Raw genomic sequence first — 22,898 nt, forward strand, 5'->3', positions numbered from 1 at the left:
GTGTGCCGCCCCTATCATCTCGGTCGCTTCTGGCCTGAAACAGGAGCCTGAGTATGGACCTGCTGTTCCTCGGCACCTCCGCCGGGGTGCCCACCAAGGCACGCAATGTCAGCGCCACGGCCGTGATCGAAGCGAGTGGCAGCCACTGGTATCTGGTCGATTGTGGCGAAGGTACCCAGCACCGGCTGCTACACACCCCGCTTTCGATCCGCGACCTGCGCGCGATCTTCATCACCCACGTGCATGGTGACCATTGCTTCGGCCTGCCCGGCCTGCTGGCCAGCGCGGGCATGAGCGGGCGCACGCAGCCGCTGGAAGTGATCCTGCCCGCCGCACTGCACGACTGGGTACGGCTGGGCCTGCTTGCCAGCGACACCTTCCTGCCGTTCGAGCTACGCCTGTTGCCCGTGGAAGCGTTGAGCGAATGGCGCAGCGAGACCCTGCAGGTGACCACCGTGCAACTGTCACACCGGGTGCCCAGCGTGGGTTTCGTATTCACCGAAATCAACCCTGAGCCACGCCTGGACATCCAGCGTCTGGAAGCCGAGGGCATACCCCGTGGCCCGCTATGGGGCGGGCTGGCCAAGGGGTTGACCGTCAGTTACAACGGGCAGTTGCTGAACGGCAACGACTACCTGCGGCCTTCGCGCCCGCCACGGCGGGTAATCGTGTGCGGGGACAACGACCAACCAGAACTGCTGGCAGCGGTCGCCAGGGGGGCGGATGTACTGGTGCACGAAGCCACCTTCACCCAGGCGGTGGTCGAACGCACCGGGGGCACGTTCGGCCACAGCACGGCCGCTGAGGTGGCACGCTTTGCCGAGGCCGCTGGCGTGCGCAACCTGGTGCTGACGCATTTCAGCGCCCGCTACCAGAACGACCCACGGCGCAGCCCGCACATTGACAACGTGCGCGTCGAGGCCCTCGCCCATTACAGCGGGCAGCTGACCCTGGCGCAGGACCTGCAGCGCTACCACCTTGGCCGTAACGGCCATCTTGAGGCCAGTGCTTAGGCCGCCAGTCGCCCGCTGGCAATTGCCTCCGACGCCGCCAACATCGCCCGTAGCAACACTGCGCAGCCAGCCGCCAGGTCATCAGGTGTGGCGTTCTCGATCTCGTTGTGGCTGATGCCGTTCTCGCACGGGACGAAAATCATCCCCGCCGGCCCAAGCTCAGCCAGGAAGATGGCGTCATGCCCGGCCCCACTGACAATGTCCATGTGCGGCAAACCCAGCGCCTTGGCCGATTCACGCACCGCATCGACACAACCCTTGTCGAAGTACAACGCCGGGAAGTCGGCCGTGGGCACCAGTTCGTGGCTGAGGCCATGCTTGGCACAGGTCGCTTCGATCACCGTGCGCACGTCGGCAATCATCGCATTCAACTGTTCGCCTTCCAGGTGACGGAAGTCCAGGGTCATGCGCACCTCACCCGGGATCACATTGCGCGACCCGGGGTAGGCCTGCAGGCAACCCACCGTGCCGCAGGCGTGTGGCTGGTGGCCGAGGGCGGTGCGGTTGACCGCCTCCACCACGGCGGCGGCGCCCACCAGGGCGTCCTTGCGCAGGTGCATGGGCGTTGGGCCGGCATGGGCTTCGACGCCGCGCAAGGTCAGGTCGAACCACTTCTGACCCAGGGCGCCAAGGACCACCCCGATGGTCTTGGCCTGGTCCTCAAGAATTGGCCCTTGCTCGATATGCGCTTCGAAATACGCCCCCACCGGGTGGCCGAGCACAGCGCGCGAGCCGGCGTAACCGATGGCGTTCAGCGCTTCGCCAACACTGACGCCCTGGGCATCGCGCTTGGCCAGGGTGTCTTCCAGGGTGAACTTGCCAGCGAACACCCCCGACCCCATCATGCACGGGGCAAAGCGCGAGCCCTCTTCGTTGGTCCACACCACCACTTCCAACGGTGCTTCGGTTTCCACGCCCAGGTCATTGAGGGTGCGGATCACCTCCAGCCCGGCCATCACCCCAAAGCAGCCATCGAACTTGCCCCCGGTGGGCTGGGTGTCGATATGGCTCCCGGTCATGACCGGCGGCAACTTGGGGTTGCGCCCGGGGCGGCGGGCGAAGATGTTGCCGACGGCGTCAATGCTGACCGTGCAGCCGGCAGCCTCGCACCATTGCACGAACAGGTCGCGGGCCTGCCGGTCGAGATCGGTCAGGGCCAGGCGGCAGACGCCGCCCTTGGCGGTGGCTCCGAGGCGGGCCAGGTCCATCAGCGATTGCCACAAGCGGTTGCTGTCGACGTGCCGGCTAGTGGTCTTCAGGATCTCTTTGACTGGGGTCACGGGTTTCTCCTTCAGGCTTTTTTGGTGGTCGGTGCAGGCTTCCTCGCGGTTGAACCCGCCCCCACAGCCAAACCGGCGAAGACGTAGTACAGTGCGCCGCCCAGCAGCGAGCCGGTAAACCAGCCGTAGTCGTAGAACCAGCTGAAACTGCTGTTGCCAATCGCCATCACCGTCAGGCCCACCGGCACTGCGAAGGCGGCAAAACCTGGCCAGTTCCACGCTGGATACACGTCGTCGCGATACAGCCCGGCCAGGTCCAGCTGCTGACGGCGGACCAGGAAGTAGTCCACCACCATGATCCCGGCTATCGGCCCGAGCAGGCTGGAGTAGCCCAGCAACCAATTGGAATACACGCTCTCCAGGCTCAGGTCAGAGACGATCCAGCCCAGCTTCTTCAGCAGCTCATGCCCCATGAGCGCCAGGCCGATAAAGCCGGTCAGCCATACCGCACGGCTGCGCCCGATCAGGCGTGGGGCGATGTTCTGGAAGTCATTGGTCGGCGACACGATATTCGCCGCAGTGTTGGTCGACAGCGTGGCAATCACGATCAACGCCATGGCCAACGCTACCCAGAACGGGCTGTGGATCTTGCCGATCAGGCTCACCGGGTCGGACACCGTCTCGCCCACCAGCGACGCCGAGGCCGCAGTCAGCACCACGCCCAGCGAGGCGAACAGGAACATGGTCAGCGGCAGGCCGAAGATCTGCCCGAGAATCTGGTCCTTCTGGCTGCGGGCGTAACGGCTGAAATCGGGAATGTTCAGCGACAACGTGGCCCAGAAGCCGACCATGGCCGTGAGCCCGGCACAGAAGTAGCTGACCACACTGGCGCCTTCCGGGCGTTTGGGTGGCTGGGCCAGTAGCTCGGTCATCGACATGTGCGGCAAGGCCCAGAACAGCAGACCGACGCCCACTGCCACCAGCAGCGGTGCCGACAGCGTTTCCAGCCACTTGATCGACTCGGCGCCGCGCAGCACCACCCACAGGTTCAGGCACCAGAAGATCATGAAGCCAATGACCTCACCTGTCCCGCCCAGCGCCTTCCAACCGTCAAACACCGAACCAAGGAACAGGTGAATGGCCAGCCCGCCGAACATGGTCTGGATACCGAACCAACCACAGGCCACCACCGCGCGGATCAGACACGGTACGTTGGAGCCCAGAATGCCGAACGACGAACGCAGCAGCACCGGGAACGGGATGCCGTACTGGGTGCCGGGGAAGGCGTTGAGGGTAAGCGGGATAAGTACGATGACGTTGGCCAGCAGGATCGCCAGCAGCGCTTCGCCAACGCTGAGGCCGAAGTAGGCGGTGAGCACGCCGCCGAGGGTGTAGGTGGGTACGCAGATGGACATGCCCACCCACAGGGCGGTGATGTGCCATTTGTTCCAGGTGCGCTGGTGTACTTTGGTCGGTGCTATATCGTGGTTGTAGCGCGGGCTGTCGAGAACATCGCTGCCCTCGGACAGCTCGTACAGGCCATCTTGCTCGACCACTTCCGATCTGCTCTGTTGCATAGGCCCTTCTCCAGTTTTTCTTCTATTTTTCGCTCATCAGGCTGATTCGATGACCGGAGTTCGCACGCGGAATGTGCTTAGAAATCTCGACCAGATTTTCATCTTGTCAAGTTAGTCAAATAGCCTGAAAACCCCGACGCCGATCTTCGCCTTAAATTAATTCCTTTAATATCAATCAGTTAAAAACCACAAAATTAATGGGAAAATTTTCTTGCTGAATCCAGAATCAGCATCTAGCCTCGAATCTTGTCAGGCCTGACAGGATTGACCGCCCTGTCCGCCCGGCCTCCATGACAATGCAAAGAACCGGCCAAGACCGGTCAGCCTGCGAGGAAAACGGCATGTCCCTGTTGATCCGTGGCGCCACCGTGGTTACTCACGAAGAGAGCTACCCCGCCGATGTCCTGTGTGCCGATGGCCTGATCCGTGCCATTGGGCAAAACCTCGAACCACCCACCGACTGCGAGATCCTCGACGGCAGCGGCCAGTACCTGATGCCAGGCGGCATCGACCCGCACACCCACATGCAGTTGCCGTTCATGGGCACCGTGGCCAGCGAAGACTTCTTCAGTGGCACTGCGGCAGGCCTGGCCGGCGGCACCACGTCGATCATCGACTTCGTCATCCCCAACCCGCAGCAGTCGTTGCTGGAGGCTTTTCATACCTGGCGCGGCTGGGCCCAGAAAAGCGCCAGCGACTATGGCTTCCACGTCGCCATTACCTGGTGGAGCGATCAGGTGGCCGAGGAAATGGGCGAACTGGTGGCCAAGCATGGCGTGAACAGCTTCAAGCATTTCATGGCCTACAAGCATGCGATCATGGCCGCCGACGACACCCTGGTGGCCAGCTTCGAGCGCTGCCTGGAACTGGGCGCGGTGCCCACCGTGCATGCCGAGAACGGCGAACTGGTTTACCACCTGCAGAAGAAACTACTGGCCCAGGGCCTGACCGGGCCTGAGGCACACCCCCTGTCGCGCCCCTCGCAAGTGGAAGGTGAGGCGGCCAGCCGTGCCATCCGCATCGCCGAAACCATTGGTACGCCGCTGTATGTCGTACACATTTCCAGCCGTGAGGCGCTGGATGAAATCGCCTATGCGCGAGCCAAGGGCCAGCCGGTATACGGCGAGGTCCTGCCCGGCCACCTGCTGCTGGACGACAGCGTCTACCGTGACCCGGACTGGGCCACAGCTGCCGGCTATGTAATGAGCCCGCCGTTCCGCCCGCGTGAGCACCAGGAAGCACTGTGGCGCGGCCTGCAGTCGGGCAACCTGCACACCACCGCCACCGACCACTGCTGTTTCTGCGCCGAGCAAAAAGCCATGGGCCGCGACGACTTCAGCCGCATCCCCAACGGCACCGCCGGCATCGAAGACCGCATGGCGGTGCTGTGGGATGCTGGGGTGAACAGCGGGCGCCTGTCGATGCACGAGTTCGTTGCGCTGACGTCGACCAACACGGCCAAGATCTTCAACCTGTTCCCGCGCAAGGGTGCCATTCGGGTGGGCGCCGATGCCGACCTGGTGCTGTGGGACCCCCAGGGCACGCGCACCATCTCGGCGCAGACGCACCACCAGCGGGTGGACTTCAACATCTTCGAAGGCCGCACCGTGCGCGGAGTCCCCAGCCACACCATCAGCCAGGGCAAGGTGCTCTGGGCGGATGGCGACCTGCGCGCCGAACCGGGCGCGGGGCGGTATGTGGAACGGCCGGCCTATCCCTCGGTGTACGAGGTGCTGGGGCGCAGGGCGGAACAGCAGCGGCCGATACCTGTTCAGCGCTGAAACCACTGGGGCTGCTGTGCAGCCCCAGAATCCACCGCACTCCCTGTCGCCTGCACCTAAAAAAATAGAGAGGCTACAACCGTGACCAACGCCCTGAACCATTTGCCGCGCCCCCGCGCCGGCGCCGACCAGCTGGCCGAGCGCTTCAGCGACTTGGCCCCACCCCTCACCGCCCGCCAGGCCGCCGTGGAGAGTGCACGCTGCCTGTATTGCTACGACGCCCCCTGCGTCAACGCGTGCCCCAGCGAAATCGACATTCCGTCGTTCATCCACCGCATCAGCGACGAAAACCTGCAAGGCGCCGCCGAACGCATCCTCTCGGCCAACATCCTCGGCGGCAGCTGCGCCCGCGTCTGCCCTACCGAAATCCTTTGCCAGCAAGCCTGCGTACGCAACAACGCGCAGGAGTGCGCCCCGGTGCTGATCGGCCAGCTGCAGCGCTATGCCTTGGACAACGCCCAATTCAGCGAGCACCCGTTCCAGCGCTCACCCGCCACCGGCAAGCGTATCGCCGTGGTCGGCGCCGGCCCTGCGGGGCTGTCCTGCGCCCACCGGCTGGCCATGCACGGGCATGAGGTAGTGGTGTTCGAGGCCTGCGACAAGGCTGGAGGCCTCAACGAGTACGGCATCGCCCGCTACAAACTGGTAGACGACTATGCCCAGCGCGAAGTGGATTTCTTGTTGGGGATTGGCGGTATCGAAGTCCGCCATGGCCAACGCCTGGGCGGAAACCTCAGCCTGGGCGAACTGCGCGATCAGTACGACGCGGTATTCCTGGGCCTTGGCCTGAATGCCGTGCGCCAGCTAGGGCTGCCCGACGAGGAAGCACCCGGGGTACTCGCCGCCACCGAGTACATCCGTGAGCTACGCCAGGCCGATGACCTGAGCCAGCTACCGTTGGCCGACCGCTGCCTGGTGATTGGCGCCGGCAACACCGCCATCGACATGGCCGTGCAAATGAGCCGCCTCGGCGCTCGCGACGTCAACCTGGTGTATCGCCGTGGCCACGCGGACATGGGCGCCACCGGCCACGAGCAGGACATCGCCAAGGCCAACCAGGTACGCCTGCACACCTGGGCCCGCCCCGACGCCGTGCTGTTGGATGACGTCGGCCAGGTGCGCGGCATGCGCTTCGCCCGCACCGAGCTGGCCGAAGGCCGCCTGCGCGATACCGGGGAGACCTTCGAACTGGCCGCCGACGCCATCTTCAAAGCCATCGGCCAGCGCTTCGACGATGCCAGCCTCACCGACCCGGTGGCAGCCCAACTGGCCCGCGAGGGTGAACGCATCCGCGTTGACGCCAGCATGCAGACCAACCTGCCAGGCGTATACGCCGGCGGCGACTGCACGGCACTTGGCCAGGACCTCACCGTCCAGGCCGTGCAACACGGCAAGCTGGCCGCCGAAGCCATCCATGCCCAACTCATGCTCAACGTGGAGGCAGCGTAAATGGCCGACTTGTCTATCGTGTTCGCCGGTATCATGGCACCCAACCCGTTCTGGCTGGCCTCCGCACCGCCCACCGACAAGGCCTACAACGTGGTCCGCGCCTTCGAAGCCGGCTGGGGCGGCGTGGTGTGGAAGACCTTGGGCGAAGACCCGGCGGCGGTCAACGTGTCGTCGCGCTACTCAGCGCACTACGGCGCCAACCGCCAGGTACAAGGCATCAACAATATCGAGCTGATCACCGACCGCTCGCTGGAGATCAACCTGCGTGAAATCACCCAGGTGAAGAAGGACTGGCCAGACCGCGCGCTGATCGTGTCGCTGATGGTGCCGTGCGTGGAGGAATCGTGGAAGTTCATCCTGCCGCTGGTGGAAGCCACCGGGGCCGATGGCATCGAGCTGAACTTCGGCTGCCCACACGGCATGCCGGAGCGCGGCATGGGTGCAGCGGTAGGCCAGGTGCCGGAGTACGTGGAAATGGTCACCCGATGGTGCAAGACGTACTGCTCACTGCCGGTGATCGTCAAGCTCACGCCGAACATCACCGATATCCGCCAGTCGGCGCGTGCTGCACACCGGGGCGGGGCTGATGCGGTGTCGTTGATCAACACCATCAACTCGATCACCAGCGTCGACCTCGACCGCATGGTGGCCCACCCCATCGTTGGCGACCAGAGCACCCATGGCGGTTACTGCGGTTCGGCGGTGAAGCCGATCGCGCTCAACATGGTGGCGGAAATCGCTCGCGACCCAGAAACCCGTGGCCTGCCGATTTGTGGCATTGGTGGCATCGGCAACTGGCGCGACGCAGCGGAATTCATGGCGTTGGGCAGCGGTGCGGTGCAGGTGTGCACGGCGGCGATGCTGCATGGCTTCCGCATTGTCGAAGACATGAAGGATGGCCTGGCGCGCTGGATGGACCAGCATGGCCACCACAACATCGAGGCGTTCCGCGGACAGGCGGTGGGGCATACCACCGACTGGAAGTACCTGGATATCAACTTCAAGTCGGTGGCGCGTATCGACCAGGAGGCGTGCATTGGCTGTGGGCGTTGCCACATTGCCTGCGAGGACACTTCGCACCAGGCCATTGCCAGCACGCTGAAAGCTGACGGTACGCATGCCTACAGCGTTATCGAGGAGGAATGCGTGGGCTGCAACCTGTGCCAGATCACGTGTCCGGTGGAAAACTGCATCGAAATGGAGGCACAAGACACCGGCAAGCCGTACCTGAACTGGACGCAGGATCCGCGTAACCCGTACCGCGAGGCCAGTTGAAGCAATGGGGGGCTGCCCTGCAGCCCCCTTCGCGGGGTCACGGCTCCAGCCCGATCCCCCGCAAGATCACGCTGGTCACCGTCTGCACCGCACTTTCGAACGCCATGTCAGACAGCACCTCCCCGCCATTGAGCAACTGCACCTGGTAACCAAAGTCGGCATAGTGCTGGGTGGACGCCCAGATCATGTACAGCAACGCCGACGGCTCGACCGGCAGAATCCGCCCCTCCTCCACCCAACGGCGAATCTTGGCTTCCTTCATTTTCGCCCAGGGCACCAGGCTTTCATCCAGGTTCACCCCCAGCACTGGCGCCCCGTGCAGCATCTCTTCGGCCCAGATTTTCGAGCCCAGCGGCCGCGAGCGCGAATGGCCCATTTTCGCCCGGATGTAGCTGGTCAGCACCACGCGCGGGTCATCGAAGTTCTCGAAGCAGAGTGCGTCCTGCTTCCACACGTCCAGCAGGTCGTGCAGCACCGCGCGGAACAGTTCGTCCTTGGTGCTGAAGTAGTAATGCAGGTTGGAGCGCGGCAATTCGGCCTGCTCGGCGATATCGCCCATGGAGGTGGCGCCGTAGCCTTTCTCGGCAAACACTTTTTCCGCCGCTTGCAGAATCTTGTCGATGTTGCGCCGACGGATTTCGATCTTGTGGTTGGCCATCAGGCTTGGGCCGCCCACACCGCCAGTTCATGACCGTTCGGATCGATGAAATGAAAGCGCCGTTCATTTGGTCGCACTGGCCCAAACGTGTCGAAGCCACCCTTGTTGCACTCTATGTTGTCGATCTGCCGATCCGTACCGCGAATACCCATGTATGCTCCGTGCCGAATGGTGTTTGGCCTAGTCTACTCCGCTTGTTTCTCGATGCGAGCGCAATCCCTGTGCAGCCGTGGCTGGCTTATGCGCAACGCGCACGGTCGCGCGCCGGGCACTGTGCGCGGTGCAGATTCAGTGCGGTGTTGATGATGCCGATATGGCTGAACGCCTGGGGGTAGTTGCCGAGCATGCGCTGGCCGGCCGGCTCGTACTGTTCAGCCAGCAGGCCAAGGTCGTTGCACAGACCAGTCAGGTGTTCGTACAACGCCTGCGCCTGGGCTTGGCGCCCCAGCAGCACGTAGACATCCGCCAGCCAGAATGAACAGACCAAGAAGGTGCCCTCACCCGGGGTCAGGCCATCGGTGCAGCTGTCGGTGTCGTAGCGCAGCAGCAGGCCATTTTTCAGCAAGCGCTGTTCGATCTGCTCCAGCGTGCGCAAGAAGCGGGGGTCATCGGCTGGGAGGAAGCCTGTGAGGGCAATCTGCAACAAGCTGGCGTCCATCTCGCTCGAACCATAGGCCTGGACGAAGAACGTGCCGCTGCTGTCCAGGCCGTGCTCACACACTTCCCGGCGGATCTCGTCAGCCACCTGGCGGTAATGCTGACCCTGTTCGCGGCCCTCTTCGGTGGTGTCGGCCAACCCGGCGGCACGGTCGAACGCCACCCAGGCCATCACTTTGGAGTGGACGAACTGCTGGCGGCCACCGCGCACTTCCCAGATACCTTCGTCCGGCTCGCGCCAGATGCGCTCGACGTAGGGCAGGATCAACCGAGAGATCGCGGCGCTGCGTGGGTGGCGCGGCAAGCCGCCCCTGATCGCCTGGCTCATGGCGTCGGCCAGTTCGCCGTAGATATCCAGCTGCACCTGCTGCGAGGCGGCATTGCCCACCCGCACCGGCTGCGAGTGCTCGTAGCCGGCCAGCCACGGCAGGGTGTATTCCTGCAGGTCGCGCTCACCCGCCAGGCCATACATGATCTGCATCTGTTCGGGGTTGCCGGCCACCGAGCGCAGCAGCCATTCACGCCAGGCCTGGGCCTCATCAAAGTAGCCGAGGTTCATGAACGCCAGCAGGGTCATGGTGGCGTCGCGTAGCCAGCAGAAGCGGTAGTCCCAGTTGCGTTCGCCACCTACACGCTCGGGCAGCGAGGTGGTGACGGCGGCGACAATGCCGCCGGTAGGGGCGTAGGTCATGGCCTTGAGGGTGAGCAGCGAGCGGCGCACCAGGGCGGTATACGGCCCGACCTGCGGGCAGCGGTCGGCGAAGGCCTGCCACTGCTCGCAGGTGTTTGCCAGGGCTTCGTCGATGTTGCAGTCGGGCTGCACCGGCAAGTGCGAGGGCTGGTGACGCAGGCTGAAGACCTGGCGCTGGCCCGTGCTGACGCGAAAGCGGCAGCCGGTATGGTGGTCGCGGGCTTGCGGGGGCACGGTGCTGCTCAAGATCAACCGGTCAGGGCCAGCGACAGCGCTCAGGATCAACGGCTCCAGGCGCTCGACCCAGGGCACGCTGCGGCCATAGTCGAAGCGCATGACCAGGTCCATTTCGAAATGGGTTTCGCCAGCGATGCCTTCGACGATGCGCACGACCGAATTGACTTCGCCCAGCGGCATGAAATCGAGTACACGGGCACGGCCGGTGGCGGTGACCCAAGTGGTTTCCAGTACCAGGGTGTCGCCCAGGTATTGGCGGCTGCTGTGCTCGACCGGGTCGCAAGGGGCCAGGCGCCAGCGGCCGTTTTCTTCGTTGCCCAACAGGGCGGCGAATACCGCGGGGGCGTCGAACCGTGGCAGGCACAGCCAGTCGAGCGAGCCATCACGGCTGACCAGGGCGGCACTGCGGCAGTTGCCCAGCAGGGCGTAGTCTTCAATATGGGCGGGCATCAAGCCTCCTTGATTTGATCACCTGTGCCGGCCCTTTCGCGGCTCAGGCGCTTGCAAACGTCTCACCCCAACCGGTGCCACTCGCGCTTGTCCCGGGTCAGCAGCTCATGGCCAGCCTCGGGCCCATCCTCACCAGCCGGGTACTCATGCACCTCACCACCCTGGGCCCAGGCATCAAGGAATGGCTGCACAGCACGCCAACCGTTCTCGATGTTGTCGGCCCGCTGGAACAACGTCTGGTCACCGGTCAGGCAGTCGTAGATCAGCGTTTCGTAGCCAGTGGCCGGGGTCATCTTGAAGAAGTCCTTGTAGGCGAAACCCAGCTCGACGTTCTCCATCACCAGCTCCGGCCCAGGCCGTTTGGCCTGCAGGTCGAACCACATGCCTTCGTTGGGCTGGATCTGGATTTTCAGGTAGTTGGGCTTGGGCCGCTCCAGTTCAGACTCGCGGAACTGCGCATACGGCGCAGGCTTGAAGCAGATGGCGATTTCGGTATCGCGCACGCTCATGCGCTTGCCGGTACGCAGGTAGAACGGCACGCCGGCCCAGCGCCAGTTGTCGATCATCACTTTCAGCGCCACGTAAGTTTCGGTCTGGCTGTCAGGCGCAACGTTGGCCTCCTGGCGGTAGCCGGGCAGTTGCTTGCGCCCCTGCCTGCCACTGCTGTACTGGCCACGCACGGAGTTCTTCAGCGCCATCTTGGCCGACCACGGGCGGATGGCGCCGACCACCTTGGCCTTTTCGCCGCGCACGGCGTCAGCACCGAACGCAGCTGGCGGTTCCATGGCCACCATCGCCAGCAACTGGAACAGGTGATTTGGCACCATGTCGCGCAGGGCGCCGGTGCCATCGTAAAAGGCACCGCGGGTTTCGACACCGACGGTTTCTGCAGCGGTGATCTGCACGTGGTCGATGTAGTGGTTGTTCCAGAACGATTCGAACAGCCCGTTGGAGAAGCGGCTGACCAGAATGTTCTGCACCGTCTCCTTCCCCAGGTAATGGTCGATGCGGTAGATCTGCCGCTCGCCCATCACTTTCAGCAGGCAGGCATTGAGGGCCTCGGCGCTGGCCAGATCGGTGCCGAAAGGTTTCTCGACCACTACCCGGCGAAAACCACCGGCGGACTCGTCCAACAAGCCGGCTTCGCCCAGACGCTGTGCCACTTCCGGGAAAAAACGCGGGGAGGTAGCCAGGTAGAAAATGGCGTTGCCGTGGCTGGTTTTGTCGATGCGTTTGCCGATGACAGCATAAGTGGCCGGGTCGAGGAAATCGCCAGTCTGGTAATCCAGTCGCTTGGCCAGGCGGGCCCAGAGTTTTTCGTCCAGGCACCTTGCAGCCCCCTCGACGCCCTTGTCACGCTCGACCATGAACGCATGCAGACGTTCGGCGAAATCTTCGGCGCTGGCCGGGTTATGGTCGACGCCGACAATGCGCAGGTTACGGTCCAGCAAACCGTCGCGGCTGAGGTTGTACAGCGCCGGCATCAGCAGGCGCTTGACCAGGTCGCCATTGGCGCCGAACAGGAACAGGGTGCATGGAGGGGCAGCGGGTATGGTCTGTTTAGTCATTCGCCTTTTTTCTCGACATGGCCACCGAAGCCCAGGCGCATGGCCGAGAGAATCTTGTCACCGTAGGTGCCTTGCTGCTGGCGTGAACGGAAACGCGCGAACAGTGCGCTGGACAACACCGGCACCGGTACGGCCTGCTCCACCGCGGCATCGATGGTCCAGCGGCCTTCGCCACTGTCGGACACCGAACCACTGAACTGGGCAAGCTGCGGGTCGGCCACCAGCGCATCGGCGGTAAGGTCGAGCAGCCACGAGGTCACCACGCTGCCACGCCGCCACACTTCGGCGATCTCGGCCACGTTGAGGTCAAAGCGCTGGTCTTCCGGCAGCTCGTCGCCACCCTTGCTGCGCAGCAGGTCGAAGCCTTCGGCATAGGCCTGCATCAAGCCGTACTCGATGCCGTTATGGACCATTTTCACGTAGTGCCCGGCCCCAGGTGGGCCGGCGTGGATATAGCCATGCTCGGCACGCTGGTGCTCGCCGCTGCGGCCATGGGTACGCGGGATGTCGCCCACACCCGGTGCCAACGCCTTGAACAGCGGTTCCAAGCGTTCGAACACATCCTTCTCGCCGCCAATCATCATGCAATAGCCGCGGTCCAGGCCCCACACCCCGCCGGAAGTGCCGACGTCCAGGTAATGCAGGTCGCGCTTGGCCAATTCAGCCGCGCGGCGCATGTCGTCCTTATAGAACGTGTTGCCGCCGTCGATGATCGCATCACCCGGTTCCAGCAACTCGGCCAGCTGGGCGATGGTCTGTTCGGTGGGCTCACCTGCTGGCAGCATCACCCACACCGCGCGCGGCGCTTTCAGCTTTTGTACCAGCGCACCCAGGTCGTGCGCCCCTTGGGCGCCCTCGCCCTCCAGGCCATTGATGGCCTCACGGTTACGGTCGTGCACCACGGTACGGTGGCCGGCGCGCATCAGGCGCCTTGCGATATTGCCGCCCATGCGGCCCAGCCCGACGATTCCCAGTTGCATGAGCCGATGCTCCCCTTTCAAAAATGGATGTCAACACAGTCCAGCTGTTCAGATTAGTCCAGCATGCCGGCCGAGGGTTCAGCGACGAACGGCGAGACCACGATAAACAAAAAAGTTCCCAAGACCTGTAAAAGAATTCAGAATGCGCCCCGCGTGAAGCGTCTACGCTTTAACTTGTCACCAGCCAAAACCGCGAGGTGTGCTCATGGGTACCTTGATGCCTGCCACTCCAACCCAGACCCTCTATGTCTCCGTGCGCCGTGATGAGCTGCGTAAACTGAAGGACGAACGCGACCAGCTGCGCCAGCAGGTTGCCCAACTGAACCTGCTGCTGGCGCAAGCGCGCACCGACGGCAAAGCCGTCAGCCTCTGACCTTGGTCCTTCCCAGTGGGGGCTGAACAGCTCCCACTTTGCTTAATCGAGCAACCAACTGCTATCGCCGCTTTCCCGGATGCCACCATGACGGGTAGCATCGCCAACCCTTGCAAGCGGCTGTCCTTCGTCCATCATCAGTGCCGAGCCGCTGGTGATCGCCGCGCTGCACTTGCCGGGCAGTACGTACCTGCTCGCAATAGCGCAAACGCCGTCGCCCCCTGTCTCGAGCCCACCCCGGCCCATCATTAGACCGTATCACCGATAAGACAAGAACCTGCGCAGGGCGTCGCACCGATGAAGGACTGCGCACATCTGAACGTGCAGCAGTGTGTCCCATTGGCGACCAAGCCACGCACCAAAATAGTGCACCCTCATCATGATAGGGCATGCCGGCCGCCACCTCATCCCCCCTCGCCAGCCGTGCACTCACATCCGTTCCCATACGCCAACGTTTGCGTCTATTCCGCGGCATCACAATAGTGACCAGTGGGTCACCATTTCACCTTTTTCTCTCCTACACTCGGGTTTCGGCCCGCCATTTGCTCAATGGAAGAGTGACGAAAAAAAGTCGAACTTTACGGAAAGCGGGCAGGTCAGGAACTAAGTAGGCCAAATGCAAAGGGACTTCCCAGCCACGGCCACCAACCCACCAGCCCAATCGCTTTCGGCCGGAACGCCGATCGCGCCGTGCGTGCGCGCACGACCCTGGGGCATGGAACGCACTACGCAGCATTCAGCAAGCAGAGAGAACCAACACGAAATATCGCCATGGGTGCCAGCACCCGGCCAAGCATAGGGACGGAGAGAAGTATGATCAGTGCCGCTGTCGAGCCTCACGCAGATTCATTCAAACCGGACAACCGCGAGCCGCTCACCCCGGACTTCGCCACGACAGGCAAGGCACCCGGCGCCCAGCGCCAGCACAATCCCAACAAGCGCAAGATCCTGTTCGTGACCTCGGAAATCGCCGACCTGGTGAAAACCGGCGGCCTGGGTGACGTATCCGCAGCGCTGCCCCGCGCCATGGCGCACCTGCATGATGTGCGGGTGCTGATCCCGGGCTACCCCCAGGTCATGGAAAGCGACAACCCGATCCATATCGTCGGTGAGTTGGGCGGCCACGCGGCTCTTCCGCCCTGCAAGATCGGCCGTATGGACATGGTTGACGGCCTGGTGATCTACGTACTGATCTGCCCCGAACTGTACCAGCGCGACGGCACGCCCTATGGTGCCAACAACGGCCGCGACTGGCCCGACAACCACATCCGTTTCGCCCGCCTGGGCCTGGCCGCCGCCGAAATCGCCGCCGGGGAAGGCATGATCCACTGGAAGCCTGAACTGGTGCACGCCCACGACTGGCCTGCCGGGCTGGCACCGGCCTACATGCACTGGCGCGGGTTGAACACGCCGACCCTGTTCACCATCCACAACCTGGCCTACCAGGGCGTGTACAGCCGTGGCTGCAGCCCGGAACTGGCAATCCCGGACCATGCCATGCAACAGGAGGGCATGGAGTTTTACGGCAAGCTGTCGTTCCTCAAGGCCGGCCTGGCCTACTCCAGCCACATCACCACGGTCAGCGCCACCTACGCCCAGGAGATCACCACCCCGGAATTTGGCTGCGGCCTGCACGGCTTCCTTGCCAGCAAGGCCCAGCAAGGCCTGCTGGGGGGCATCCCCAACGGCATCGACGAAAGCTGGGATTCGGCCACCGACAAGCACCTGCAGCACAACTTCAGCATCAACGACTGGGAAGGCAAGGCGCGCAATACCCAGGAGGTGCGCGAACTGTTCGGCCTGGATGACTCCGAAGGCCCCCTGTTCGCCGTGGTCTCGCGACTGGTGTATCAGAAAGGCCTGGACCTGACCCTGGGCGTGGCCGACTACATTGTCGAGCAAGGCGGGCAGATTGCGATTATCGGCCGTGGCGAGCCGGAAGAAGAACAGGCCATGCGCGAGCTGGCGCTCCGCCACCCGGGCCGCATCGGCGTGCGTATCGGCTTCAACGAAACCGACGCGCGTCGCATGTTCGCCGGCAGCGATTTCCTGCTGATGCCGTCGCGCTACGAGCCGTGCGGCCTGAGCCAAATGTACGCGCAGCGTTTCGGCTCGCTACCGGTGGCGCGTAACACCGGTGGCCTGGCCGACACCATCGAGTGCGGCGTCACCGGCTTCCTGTTCAACGAGTCGACCGTCGAGAGCTACCGCGAAGCACTGGGCCGCGCCTTCTATGTGTATGGCAAGAAGGACTTGCTGAACGCCATGCGCTGCCTGTCGATGACCCAGCCATTCAACTGGTGCCAAGCGGTGGAACCCTACGCCCGCCTGTACGAGGACCTGGTCAAGCAGACGCAACTGAGCCACTACTGAGCGAGGGTGGAAGATGCACAGGCATGGCGCACACTTGCTGGACGCCACGTCGGCGCGCTTCGCCCTTTGGGCACCCGATGCGCGCAGCGTGAGCGTGGAACTGGAGCAGCAGCCGGCCTTCGCGCTGCAGCCCGCAGAAGATGGTTGGTACACCGGCGTGGTTCCCTGCCAGGCCGGTGACCGTTACCGCTACCGTATCAATGATGAATTGCAGGTGGCCGACCCGGCGTCGCGCTATCAGCCCGACGGCGTGCAGGGGCCAAGCCAGGTGGTGGATGTTACCTGCTACCCCTGGCAACATCCGTGGCAAGGCCGTCCCTGGCACGAGGCGGTCATCCAGGAACTGCACGTTGGCCTGTTCGATGGCTACGACGGCGTGGCCCGGCAACTGCCGCGCCTGGCCGAACTGGGCATCAGCGCGGTCGAGCTGATGCCGCTGGGGCAGTTCCCTGGCGAGCGCAACTGGGGCTATGACGGCGTGCTGCCGTATGCACCGCAGAATACCTACGGTAGCCCTGAGCAGCTGTGCGCGCTGGTCGATCAGGCCCACGGCGAAGGGCTGATGGTGTTGGTGGACGTGGTGTACAACCACTTCGGCCCCGACGGTAATTACCTGCATCAGTACGCCAGCCCGTTCTTCCGCGAGGACCGCCAGACCCCCTGGGGCGCGGCCATCGACTTTCGCCGCCCGCAGGTGCGCGAGTACTTCATCCAGAACGCGCTGATGTGGCTGTGCGACTACCGCTGCGACGGCCTGCGCCTGGATGCCGTACATGCCATCGACCAGCCCGACTTTCTGGTCGAGCTGGCCCAGCGAGTGCGTGCCGCGGTGGAACCCGGGCGGCACGTGTGGCTGGTGCTGGAGAACGAGCACAATCAGGCTGGCCTGCTGGAGCAGGGTTTCGATGCCCAGTGGAATGACGACGGCCACAATGCCCTGCATGTGTTATTGACCGGCGAAACCGAAGGCTACTACGCGGACTACCAGAAACGCCCCATCGATCAACTGGCGCGCTGCCTGGGCGAGGGCTTTGTGTTCCAGGGCCAGCCCAATCGACATGGCACGCCACGCGGCGAACCCAGCGGGCACCTGGCGCCCAGCGCCTTTGTGTTGTTCCTGCAGAATCACGACCAGGTCGGCAACCGCGCCCTCGGCGAGCGCCTGACCCGCCTGTGCCCGCCGCCGGCCCTGCGGGCAGCTACCAGCCTGCTGTTGCTGGCCCCGATGATCCCCTTGCTGTTCATGGGCGACGACGATGGCAGCTGCCGGCCGTTCCTGTTCTTCACCGACTTTCACGACCAGCTGGCCGACGCCGTGCGTGAAGGCCGCCGTGGCGAATTCGCCCACTTCACCGCGTTCGCCGACCCCGAGCAGCGCGAGCACATTCCCGACCCCAATGCCGAGCAGACTTTCGAGTCATCACGCCCGCAAAACAAGGAAGTGATCGCCGGCTGGCACGGTCTGTACCAGCATCTACTCCACCTGCGCCACCGCCATGTCATCCCGCACCTGCCCGGCAGCCGTGCACTGGGCGCCGAGGTCCACGGCGACAAGGCGCTGACCGCACGCTGGCGGTTGGGCAATGGCAGCATCCTGCGCATCGACCTGAACCTGGCCGACAGCGCAGAGGCAGTCGAACTGCCCGCCCCAGCCTGGCGGCTGTTCGACAGCAGCGACACCCGCCACCCCGATACCCACCTGGCCGCCTACAGCTGCGTGGTCAGCCTGCTTCCACCTGCCCAGGAGCGCCCATGAGCGAAACCGCCCTGCATCGCCTGGCGCGCCGCGTCGGGCTGAGCCGCGACTGGATCGACGCCAATGCTCGTCCCCAGCGCGTCAGTGACGACGCGCTGCGCAACATCCTCGAAGGGCTTGGCCATCCTGCCGCCGATGAAAGCGCCATTGCCGCCAGCCTGCGTGCCGTGGAAGCCGCCGACGACAGCGAGCACCTGCCGCCGCTGCTAACCGCCGACCTTGGCCAGCCGCTGGCGCTGGCGCGCTACTTCAGCGCCGCCAGCATCGCGCATTGCACCCTGGAAGACCACGCTTCGCTTACCCTCACCCTTGATGAGCAGGCACGCCTGCCCGGTGAGCTGCCGATTGGCTACCATCAGGTGCAGATAGACGGCCGCCAGTTCACCGTGGCCGTGGCCCCGCCACGCTGCCACAGCCTGGATGACGACGTGCAGCAACCACCACCACGCTGCTGGGGGCTGGCGGTGCAGTTGTACAGCCTGCGCCGCCCCGGCGATGGCGGCTACGGCGACTGCCTGGCCCTGGAACAGCTAGCGCGTTCGGCCGCCGAGCGCGGCGCAGACGCCCTGGCCATCAGCCCGATTCACGCCCTGGCTGCCATCGACCAGGAGCACTACAGCCCCTACTCGCCGTCCAGCCGCCTGCTGCTCAATGCCCTGTACGCCAGCCCGGCTGCCCTGCTGGGCGAGCGGGAAGTGCGCATGGCCATCGAAGCCTGCGGCCTGGAGCAACAGCTTGAAGACCTGGAGCAAGGCACACTGGTCGACTGGCCGCGCGCCTCCAGCGCCCGGCTGCGCTTGCTCGAAGCGCTGTACCAGGGTTTCAGCCAGGGCAACCACCCACTGCGCAGGGATTTCGACAGTTTCCGTGACGCTGGCGGCCAGGCCCTTGAGCATCACTGCCGCTTCGAAGTGTTGCAGGCGCAAGCGGTGGAGAACGGGCTGGGCGCCGACTGGCGCAACTGGCCCAAGGCCTGGCACGACCCGTACCACCCCGAAGTGGAAGCCTTCGCCAACGCCTACCCGGCCAAGGTCGAGTTCCACGCTTTCTGCCAATGGCTGACTGAGCGCAGCCTGCAACGTGCCCAGGAAGCCGCCCGTAGCAGCGGCATGGCAGTGGGCCTGATCGCCGACCTGGCAGTGGGCGCCGACGGTGCCGGCAGCCAGGCCTGGAGCCGCCAGGACGAACTGCTGTCAGGCCTGAAAGTCGGTGCGCCACCCGACATCCTCAACCGCGCCGGGCAGGACTGGGGCATCTGCGCCTTCTCGCCCGAAGGCCTCAAGCGCAACGGTTACCGCGCCTTCATCGAAATGCTGCGGGCTAACCTGGCGCACGCCGGCGGCCTGCGCATCGACCATGTCATGGGCCTGCGTCGGCTATGGCTGATCCCGCAAGGGGCCAAGCCCAGTGAGGGTGCCTACCTCAATTACCCACTGGAGGACCTGCTGCGCCTGCTGGCGCTGGAGTCGGTGCGCCACCAGGCGATCATCCTTGGTGAAGACCTCGGCACGGTGCCGGAAGGCCTGCGCGAAACGCTGGCCGAGAAAGCCGTGCTGGGCATGCGCGTGCTGCCGTTCGAACAGACCCAGCCCGGCCAGTTCAAGCCGATTCTGGACTGGCCGGACCATGCCCTGGCCACCACCGGCACCCACGACCTGGCACCGCTGGCCGGCTGGCTGGCCAACCGCGATATCGACTGGAGCCACCGTTTGCAATTGATCGACACTGCCACCGAACTGCACTGGCGCCACGAACGCCAAAAGGAACATGACGGCCTGCGCCACACCCTGCAAGCCAACTACGGCGAAATGAAGGACACCGACGCGCTGATCGACGCGGCTATCCGCTACGTGGGCCATACCCGCGCGCCGCTGGTGCTGGTACCGCTGGAAGACCTGCTGGGCTGCGACGAACAACCCAACCTGCCGGGCACCACCAGCGGCCACCCCAACTGGCGGCGGCGCTTCGCCCGCCCGGTGCGGGAACTGCTGGACGACGAAGATGCCGCAAGGCGCCTGGAGCTATTGGCCCAGGCTCGCGAACAGGCTTGGGAGCGTGACCAATGAAGCCAATGACCGCCACCTTGCGCCTGCAGTTTCACAGCGACTTCACCCTCGACCAGGCCGTGCCGCTGGTGCCGTACTTTGCCCAGTTGGGCATCAGCCACCTGTATGCCTCGCCCATCCTCAAGGCCCGCGCCGGCTCACGGCATGGGTATGACGTGGTCGACCCGACCCGGGTCAACCCCGAACTCGGCGGTGAGGCCGCACTGGAACGGCTGGTCGCCGCACTGCGCCAGCACGGCATGGGGCTGATCCTCGACACAGTGTCCAACCACATGGCCGTGGGCGGGGCCGACAACCCCTGGTGGCAAAGCCTGCTGGCCTGGGGCCGGCGCAGCCCCTATGCAGCGTTCTTCGATATCCAGTGGCATTCCAGCGACCCGCTGCTGGCCGGGCAATTGCTGCTGCCGTTCCTCGGCAGCGACTACGGGGTAGCGTTGAAAAATGGCGAAATCCCGCTTGAGTTCGACAACCAACGGGGCCTGCTGCAGGTGGCCCATTACGAGCACCGCTTCCCGATCTGCCCGGTCGACTACGGCTGGATCCTGGCGCTCAGCCCGGAGCCGGCCCTGAAGGCACTGGCAGAACATTTCACGGCATTGGGCGAATCCGCCACACCGCTGGCCGATGCCCTGCCCCTGCACGCTGAACTGGCGCGCCTGGTAAGTGAAGGGGCCGACCTTGAATCGGCCCTGATAGCCTTCGACAGCCGCGCCGAAAACGGCTTCAAGCGCCTGCACCTGCTGCTGGAGCGCCAGACCTACCGCCTGGCCAGCTGGCGCACGGCCGCCGACGACATCAACTGGCGGCGCTTCTTCGACATCAATGAGCTCGGCGGCCTGCGCGTCGAGCGGTCAGTGGTGTTCGAGGCCACCCACGCCAAGTTGTTCGAGCTGATCGAACGGGGCTTGGTCGACGGCCTGCGCATCGACCATATCGACGGCCTTGCCGACCCGCGTGGCTACTGCCGCAAACTGCGTCGCAGGGTCGATGGCCTGATGGCGAAGCGGCCACTGAACGCGGCCCTGGAGCATTTCCCGATCTACGTCGAGAAAATCCTCGGCGCCAACGAACACCTGCACCGCGACTGGCTCACTGACGGCACCACCGGCTACGAGTTCATGAACCAGGTGTCGTTGCTGCAGCACGATCCGGCCGGGGAAGCGCCGCTGACCGAGCTGTGGGCCACTGTCAGCGAGCGCCCGGACTTCCCCGAAGAAGTGCGCCAAGCCCGCCACCTGGTGCTCAACGCCAGCCTGGCGGGCGATTGCGAGTCGGTGGCCCAGGCGCTGCTGCAGGTGGCACGCAACGACCTGATGACCCGCGACCTGACCCTGGGCGCCATTCGCCGCGCCTTGCAGGCACTGGTCGCGCACTACCCGGTGTACCGCACCTACTTCAATGCCTGCGGGCGCCCGGCTGAAGACGAGGGGTTTTTCCAGCAAGCACTGGCCGATGCCCGCCAGGACCTGGGCGAAGCCGACTGGCCACTGCTCGAGCAGCTGGAACAATGGTTGGGCGGCCAAGCCTGGCGCCAGCTACCACCGGGCCGGGTACGCAAGCAGCTGCGCCATGCCTGCGTGCGCTTCCAGCAACTGACCGCCCCCAGCGCCGCCAAGGCCGTGGAAGACACTGCGTTCTACCGCAGTGCGCGCTTGCTGTCGCGCAACGATGTGGGGTTCGAGGCCGAGCGTTTCAGCGCACCGCTCATGGACTTTCACAACGAGGCCCAGCGGCGCCTGCGCGACTTCCCTGACAACCTGCTGGCCACCGCTACTCATGACCACAAGCGCGGCGAAGACACCCGCGCACGCCTGGCTGTGCTCAGCGAACGCGGCCCCTGGCTGGCCAGCCGGGTGGAGCACTGGCGCGAACTGGCGGCGCCGCTGCGTGCGCAGCTGGACGATGGCCTGGCGCCGAGCCCCGGCGACGAGCTGATGCTGCTGCAGACCCTGCTCGGCAGCTGGCCACTGGAGCTTGACCTGCACGACGACAACGCCGTGCGCCAGTACGCCGAGCGCGTTCGCCAGTGGCAGCAGAAGGCCCTGCGCGAAGCCAAGCTACGCAGCAGCTGGAGCGCGCCGAACGAGGCCTACGAAACGGCCTGTGCACGCTATCTGGACAGCCTGCTGCTGGGCAGCGAAAACCAGCAACTGCGCAAATCGCTGGCGGATGCCGCGCAACTGCTGGCCTGCCCCGGCGCCCTCAACAGCCTGGTCCAGGCGTTGCTGCGCATGACCACACCGGGCGTGCCCGACTTGTACCAAGGTAATGAATACTGGGACTTCAGCCTGGTCGACCCGGACAACCGCCGCCCCGTGGACTACGCTTTGAGGCGCCGCACCCTGGACGATGCCGCGCCGCTGACCGAATTGCTGGCGCACTGGCGCGACGGCCGCCTCAAGCAGGCCCTGGTCGCCAAGGTGCTCGATTGCCGCCAGGCCCATGCCGAACTGTTCCGCCGTGGCGCCTACCTGCCACTTGCCGTGCACGGCCGGCACGCTGACAAGGTGATCGCTTTTGCCCGTTTGGGTGACAGTGAACGCGCCATTGTCGTCGCCCCGCGCCTGGCCAGCGGCCTGCTTGGCGGCGCTGCTATACCGTTGATCCCGGCGCAGAACTGGGACGACACCCGGGTGATCTTGCCGTTTGCCTTGTCGCCTGCCAACTCGACGGGACTTTTTTCCAGTGCTGCGGTCAGCCCTTCTAGGGAGCTGCATGTGAGCGCCGTGCTGGCGGAGTTTCCGGTCAACCTGTTGATACAACAATCTTGAGCA

16 protein-coding genes are annotated in these 22,898 nt (G+C 64.6%); 9 read left to right on the forward strand and 7 right to left on the reverse strand.

Annotation, left to right across the window (positions count from 1 at the left end; all coding sequences use genetic code 11):
• Positions 1-53: 53 nt before the first annotated feature.
• Positions 54-1,013, forward strand: coding sequence for a ribonuclease Z (locus OO258_RS11290; protein ID WP_266030435.1), 960 nt, complete (start codon positions 54-56; stop codon positions 1,011-1,013).
• On the opposite strand, the gene OO258_RS11295 is transcribed toward OO258_RS11290, so the two are convergent.
• Both OO258_RS11295 and OO258_RS11300 read right to left on the reverse strand, forming a co-directional pair.
• On the reverse strand, positions 1,010-2,293 hold the full coding sequence (locus OO258_RS11295; protein ID WP_266030437.1) for a Zn-dependent hydrolase: 1,284 nt from the start codon (positions 2,291-2,293) through the stop codon (positions 1,010-1,012). The two genes, OO258_RS11290 and OO258_RS11295, sit on opposite strands and share 4 nt — an antisense overlap.
• A gap of 11 nt (positions 2,294-2,304) precedes the next feature.
• Positions 2,305-3,810 carry an NCS1 family nucleobase:cation symporter-1 gene (locus OO258_RS11300; RefSeq protein ID WP_266030439.1) on the reverse strand — a complete coding sequence of 502 codons (1,506 nt, stop codon included), beginning with the start codon at positions 3,808-3,810 and terminating at the stop codon, positions 2,305-2,307.
• A 341-nt stretch (positions 3,811-4,151) separates the two neighbouring features.
• Between OO258_RS11300 and hydA the strand changes: the two genes are divergently transcribed.
• The 3 genes from hydA to preA all read left to right on the forward strand — a co-directional run bounded on the left by hydA (position 4,152) and on the right by preA (position 8,315).
• Complete coding sequence (hydA, locus tag OO258_RS11305; RefSeq protein WP_110744641.1) at positions 4,152-5,591, forward strand: dihydropyrimidinase; 1,440 nt, start codon at positions 4,152-4,154, stop codon at positions 5,589-5,591.
• An 81-nt stretch (positions 5,592-5,672) separates the two neighbouring features.
• Positions 5,673-7,040, forward strand: coding sequence for an NAD(P)-dependent oxidoreductase (locus OO258_RS11310; protein ID WP_266030441.1), 1,368 nt, complete (start codon positions 5,673-5,675; stop codon positions 7,038-7,040).
• Complete coding sequence (gene preA / locus OO258_RS11315) at positions 7,041-8,315, forward strand: NAD-dependent dihydropyrimidine dehydrogenase subunit PreA (RefSeq protein WP_266030443.1); 1,275 nt, start codon at positions 7,041-7,043, stop codon at positions 8,313-8,315. It abuts the gene before it with no gap.
• A gap of 37 nt (positions 8,316-8,352) precedes the next feature.
• On the opposite strand, the gene OO258_RS11320 is transcribed toward preA, so the two are convergent.
• The 5 genes from OO258_RS11320 to gnd form a co-directional block, all read right to left on the reverse strand.
• Entirely contained in the window at positions 8,353-8,973 is a 621-nt protein-coding gene (locus OO258_RS11320; RefSeq protein WP_266030445.1) for a TetR/AcrR family transcriptional regulator, read from the reverse strand.
• A complete protein-coding gene (locus OO258_RS11325; protein WP_266030447.1) occupies positions 8,973-9,125 on the reverse strand; it encodes a hypothetical protein in 153 nt (50 codons plus the stop codon). The genes OO258_RS11320 and OO258_RS11325 overlap by 1 nt, the downstream gene beginning before the upstream one ends.
• 86 nt (positions 9,126-9,211) lie before the next feature.
• The gene (locus tag OO258_RS11330) at positions 9,212-11,008 is read right to left on the reverse strand and encodes a glycoside hydrolase family 15 protein (RefSeq protein ID WP_266030449.1); all 1,797 of its coding nucleotides are present in this window, start codon (positions 11,006-11,008) and stop codon (positions 9,212-9,214) included.
• 62 nt (positions 11,009-11,070) lie between these two features.
• Positions 11,071-12,576 carry a glucose-6-phosphate dehydrogenase gene (gene zwf, locus OO258_RS11335; protein ID WP_266030451.1) on the reverse strand — a complete coding sequence of 502 codons (1,506 nt, stop codon included), beginning with the start codon at positions 12,574-12,576 and terminating at the stop codon, positions 11,071-11,073.
• Positions 12,573-13,556: a phosphogluconate dehydrogenase (NAD(+)-dependent, decarboxylating) gene (gene gnd, locus OO258_RS11340; RefSeq protein ID WP_266030452.1), complete on the reverse strand. Its 984-nt coding sequence runs from the start codon at positions 13,554-13,556 to the stop codon at positions 12,573-12,575. The genes zwf and gnd overlap by 4 nt, the downstream gene beginning before the upstream one ends.
• 205 nt (positions 13,557-13,761) lie before the next feature.
• Here gnd and OO258_RS11345 point away from each other — a divergent pair, with 205 nt between their 5' ends.
• From OO258_RS11345 to OO258_RS11365, 5 genes are all read left to right on the forward strand, one after another.
• Entirely contained in the window at positions 13,762-13,929 is a 168-nt protein-coding gene (locus tag OO258_RS11345) for a DUF6026 family protein (protein ID WP_013973320.1), read from the forward strand.
• A gap of 813 nt (positions 13,930-14,742) precedes the next feature.
• Complete coding sequence (gene glgA / locus OO258_RS11350) at positions 14,743-16,302, forward strand: glycogen synthase GlgA (protein WP_266030454.1); 1,560 nt, start codon at positions 14,743-14,745, stop codon at positions 16,300-16,302.
• A 13-nt stretch (positions 16,303-16,315) separates the two neighbouring features.
• Entirely contained in the window at positions 16,316-18,058 is a 1,743-nt protein-coding gene (treZ, locus tag OO258_RS11355; protein WP_266030455.1) for a malto-oligosyltrehalose trehalohydrolase, read from the forward strand.
• Positions 18,055-20,124, forward strand: a complete 2,070-nt coding sequence (malQ, locus tag OO258_RS11360; protein ID WP_266030456.1) for a 4-alpha-glucanotransferase — start codon at positions 18,055-18,057, stop codon at positions 20,122-20,124. Before treZ ends, malQ begins: the two co-directional genes overlap by 4 nt.
• On the forward strand, positions 20,121-22,895 hold the full coding sequence (locus OO258_RS11365) for a malto-oligosyltrehalose synthase (RefSeq protein WP_266030457.1): 2,775 nt from the start codon (positions 20,121-20,123) through the stop codon (positions 22,893-22,895). The genes malQ and OO258_RS11365 overlap by 4 nt, the downstream gene beginning before the upstream one ends.
• The last annotated feature ends 3 nt before the right edge of the window (positions 22,896-22,898 follow it).

The sequence above is a fragment of the Pseudomonas sp. DCB_BI genome (assembly GCF_026240995.1).
In the GTDB taxonomy this organism is placed as follows: domain Bacteria; phylum Pseudomonadota; class Gammaproteobacteria; order Pseudomonadales; family Pseudomonadaceae; genus Aquipseudomonas.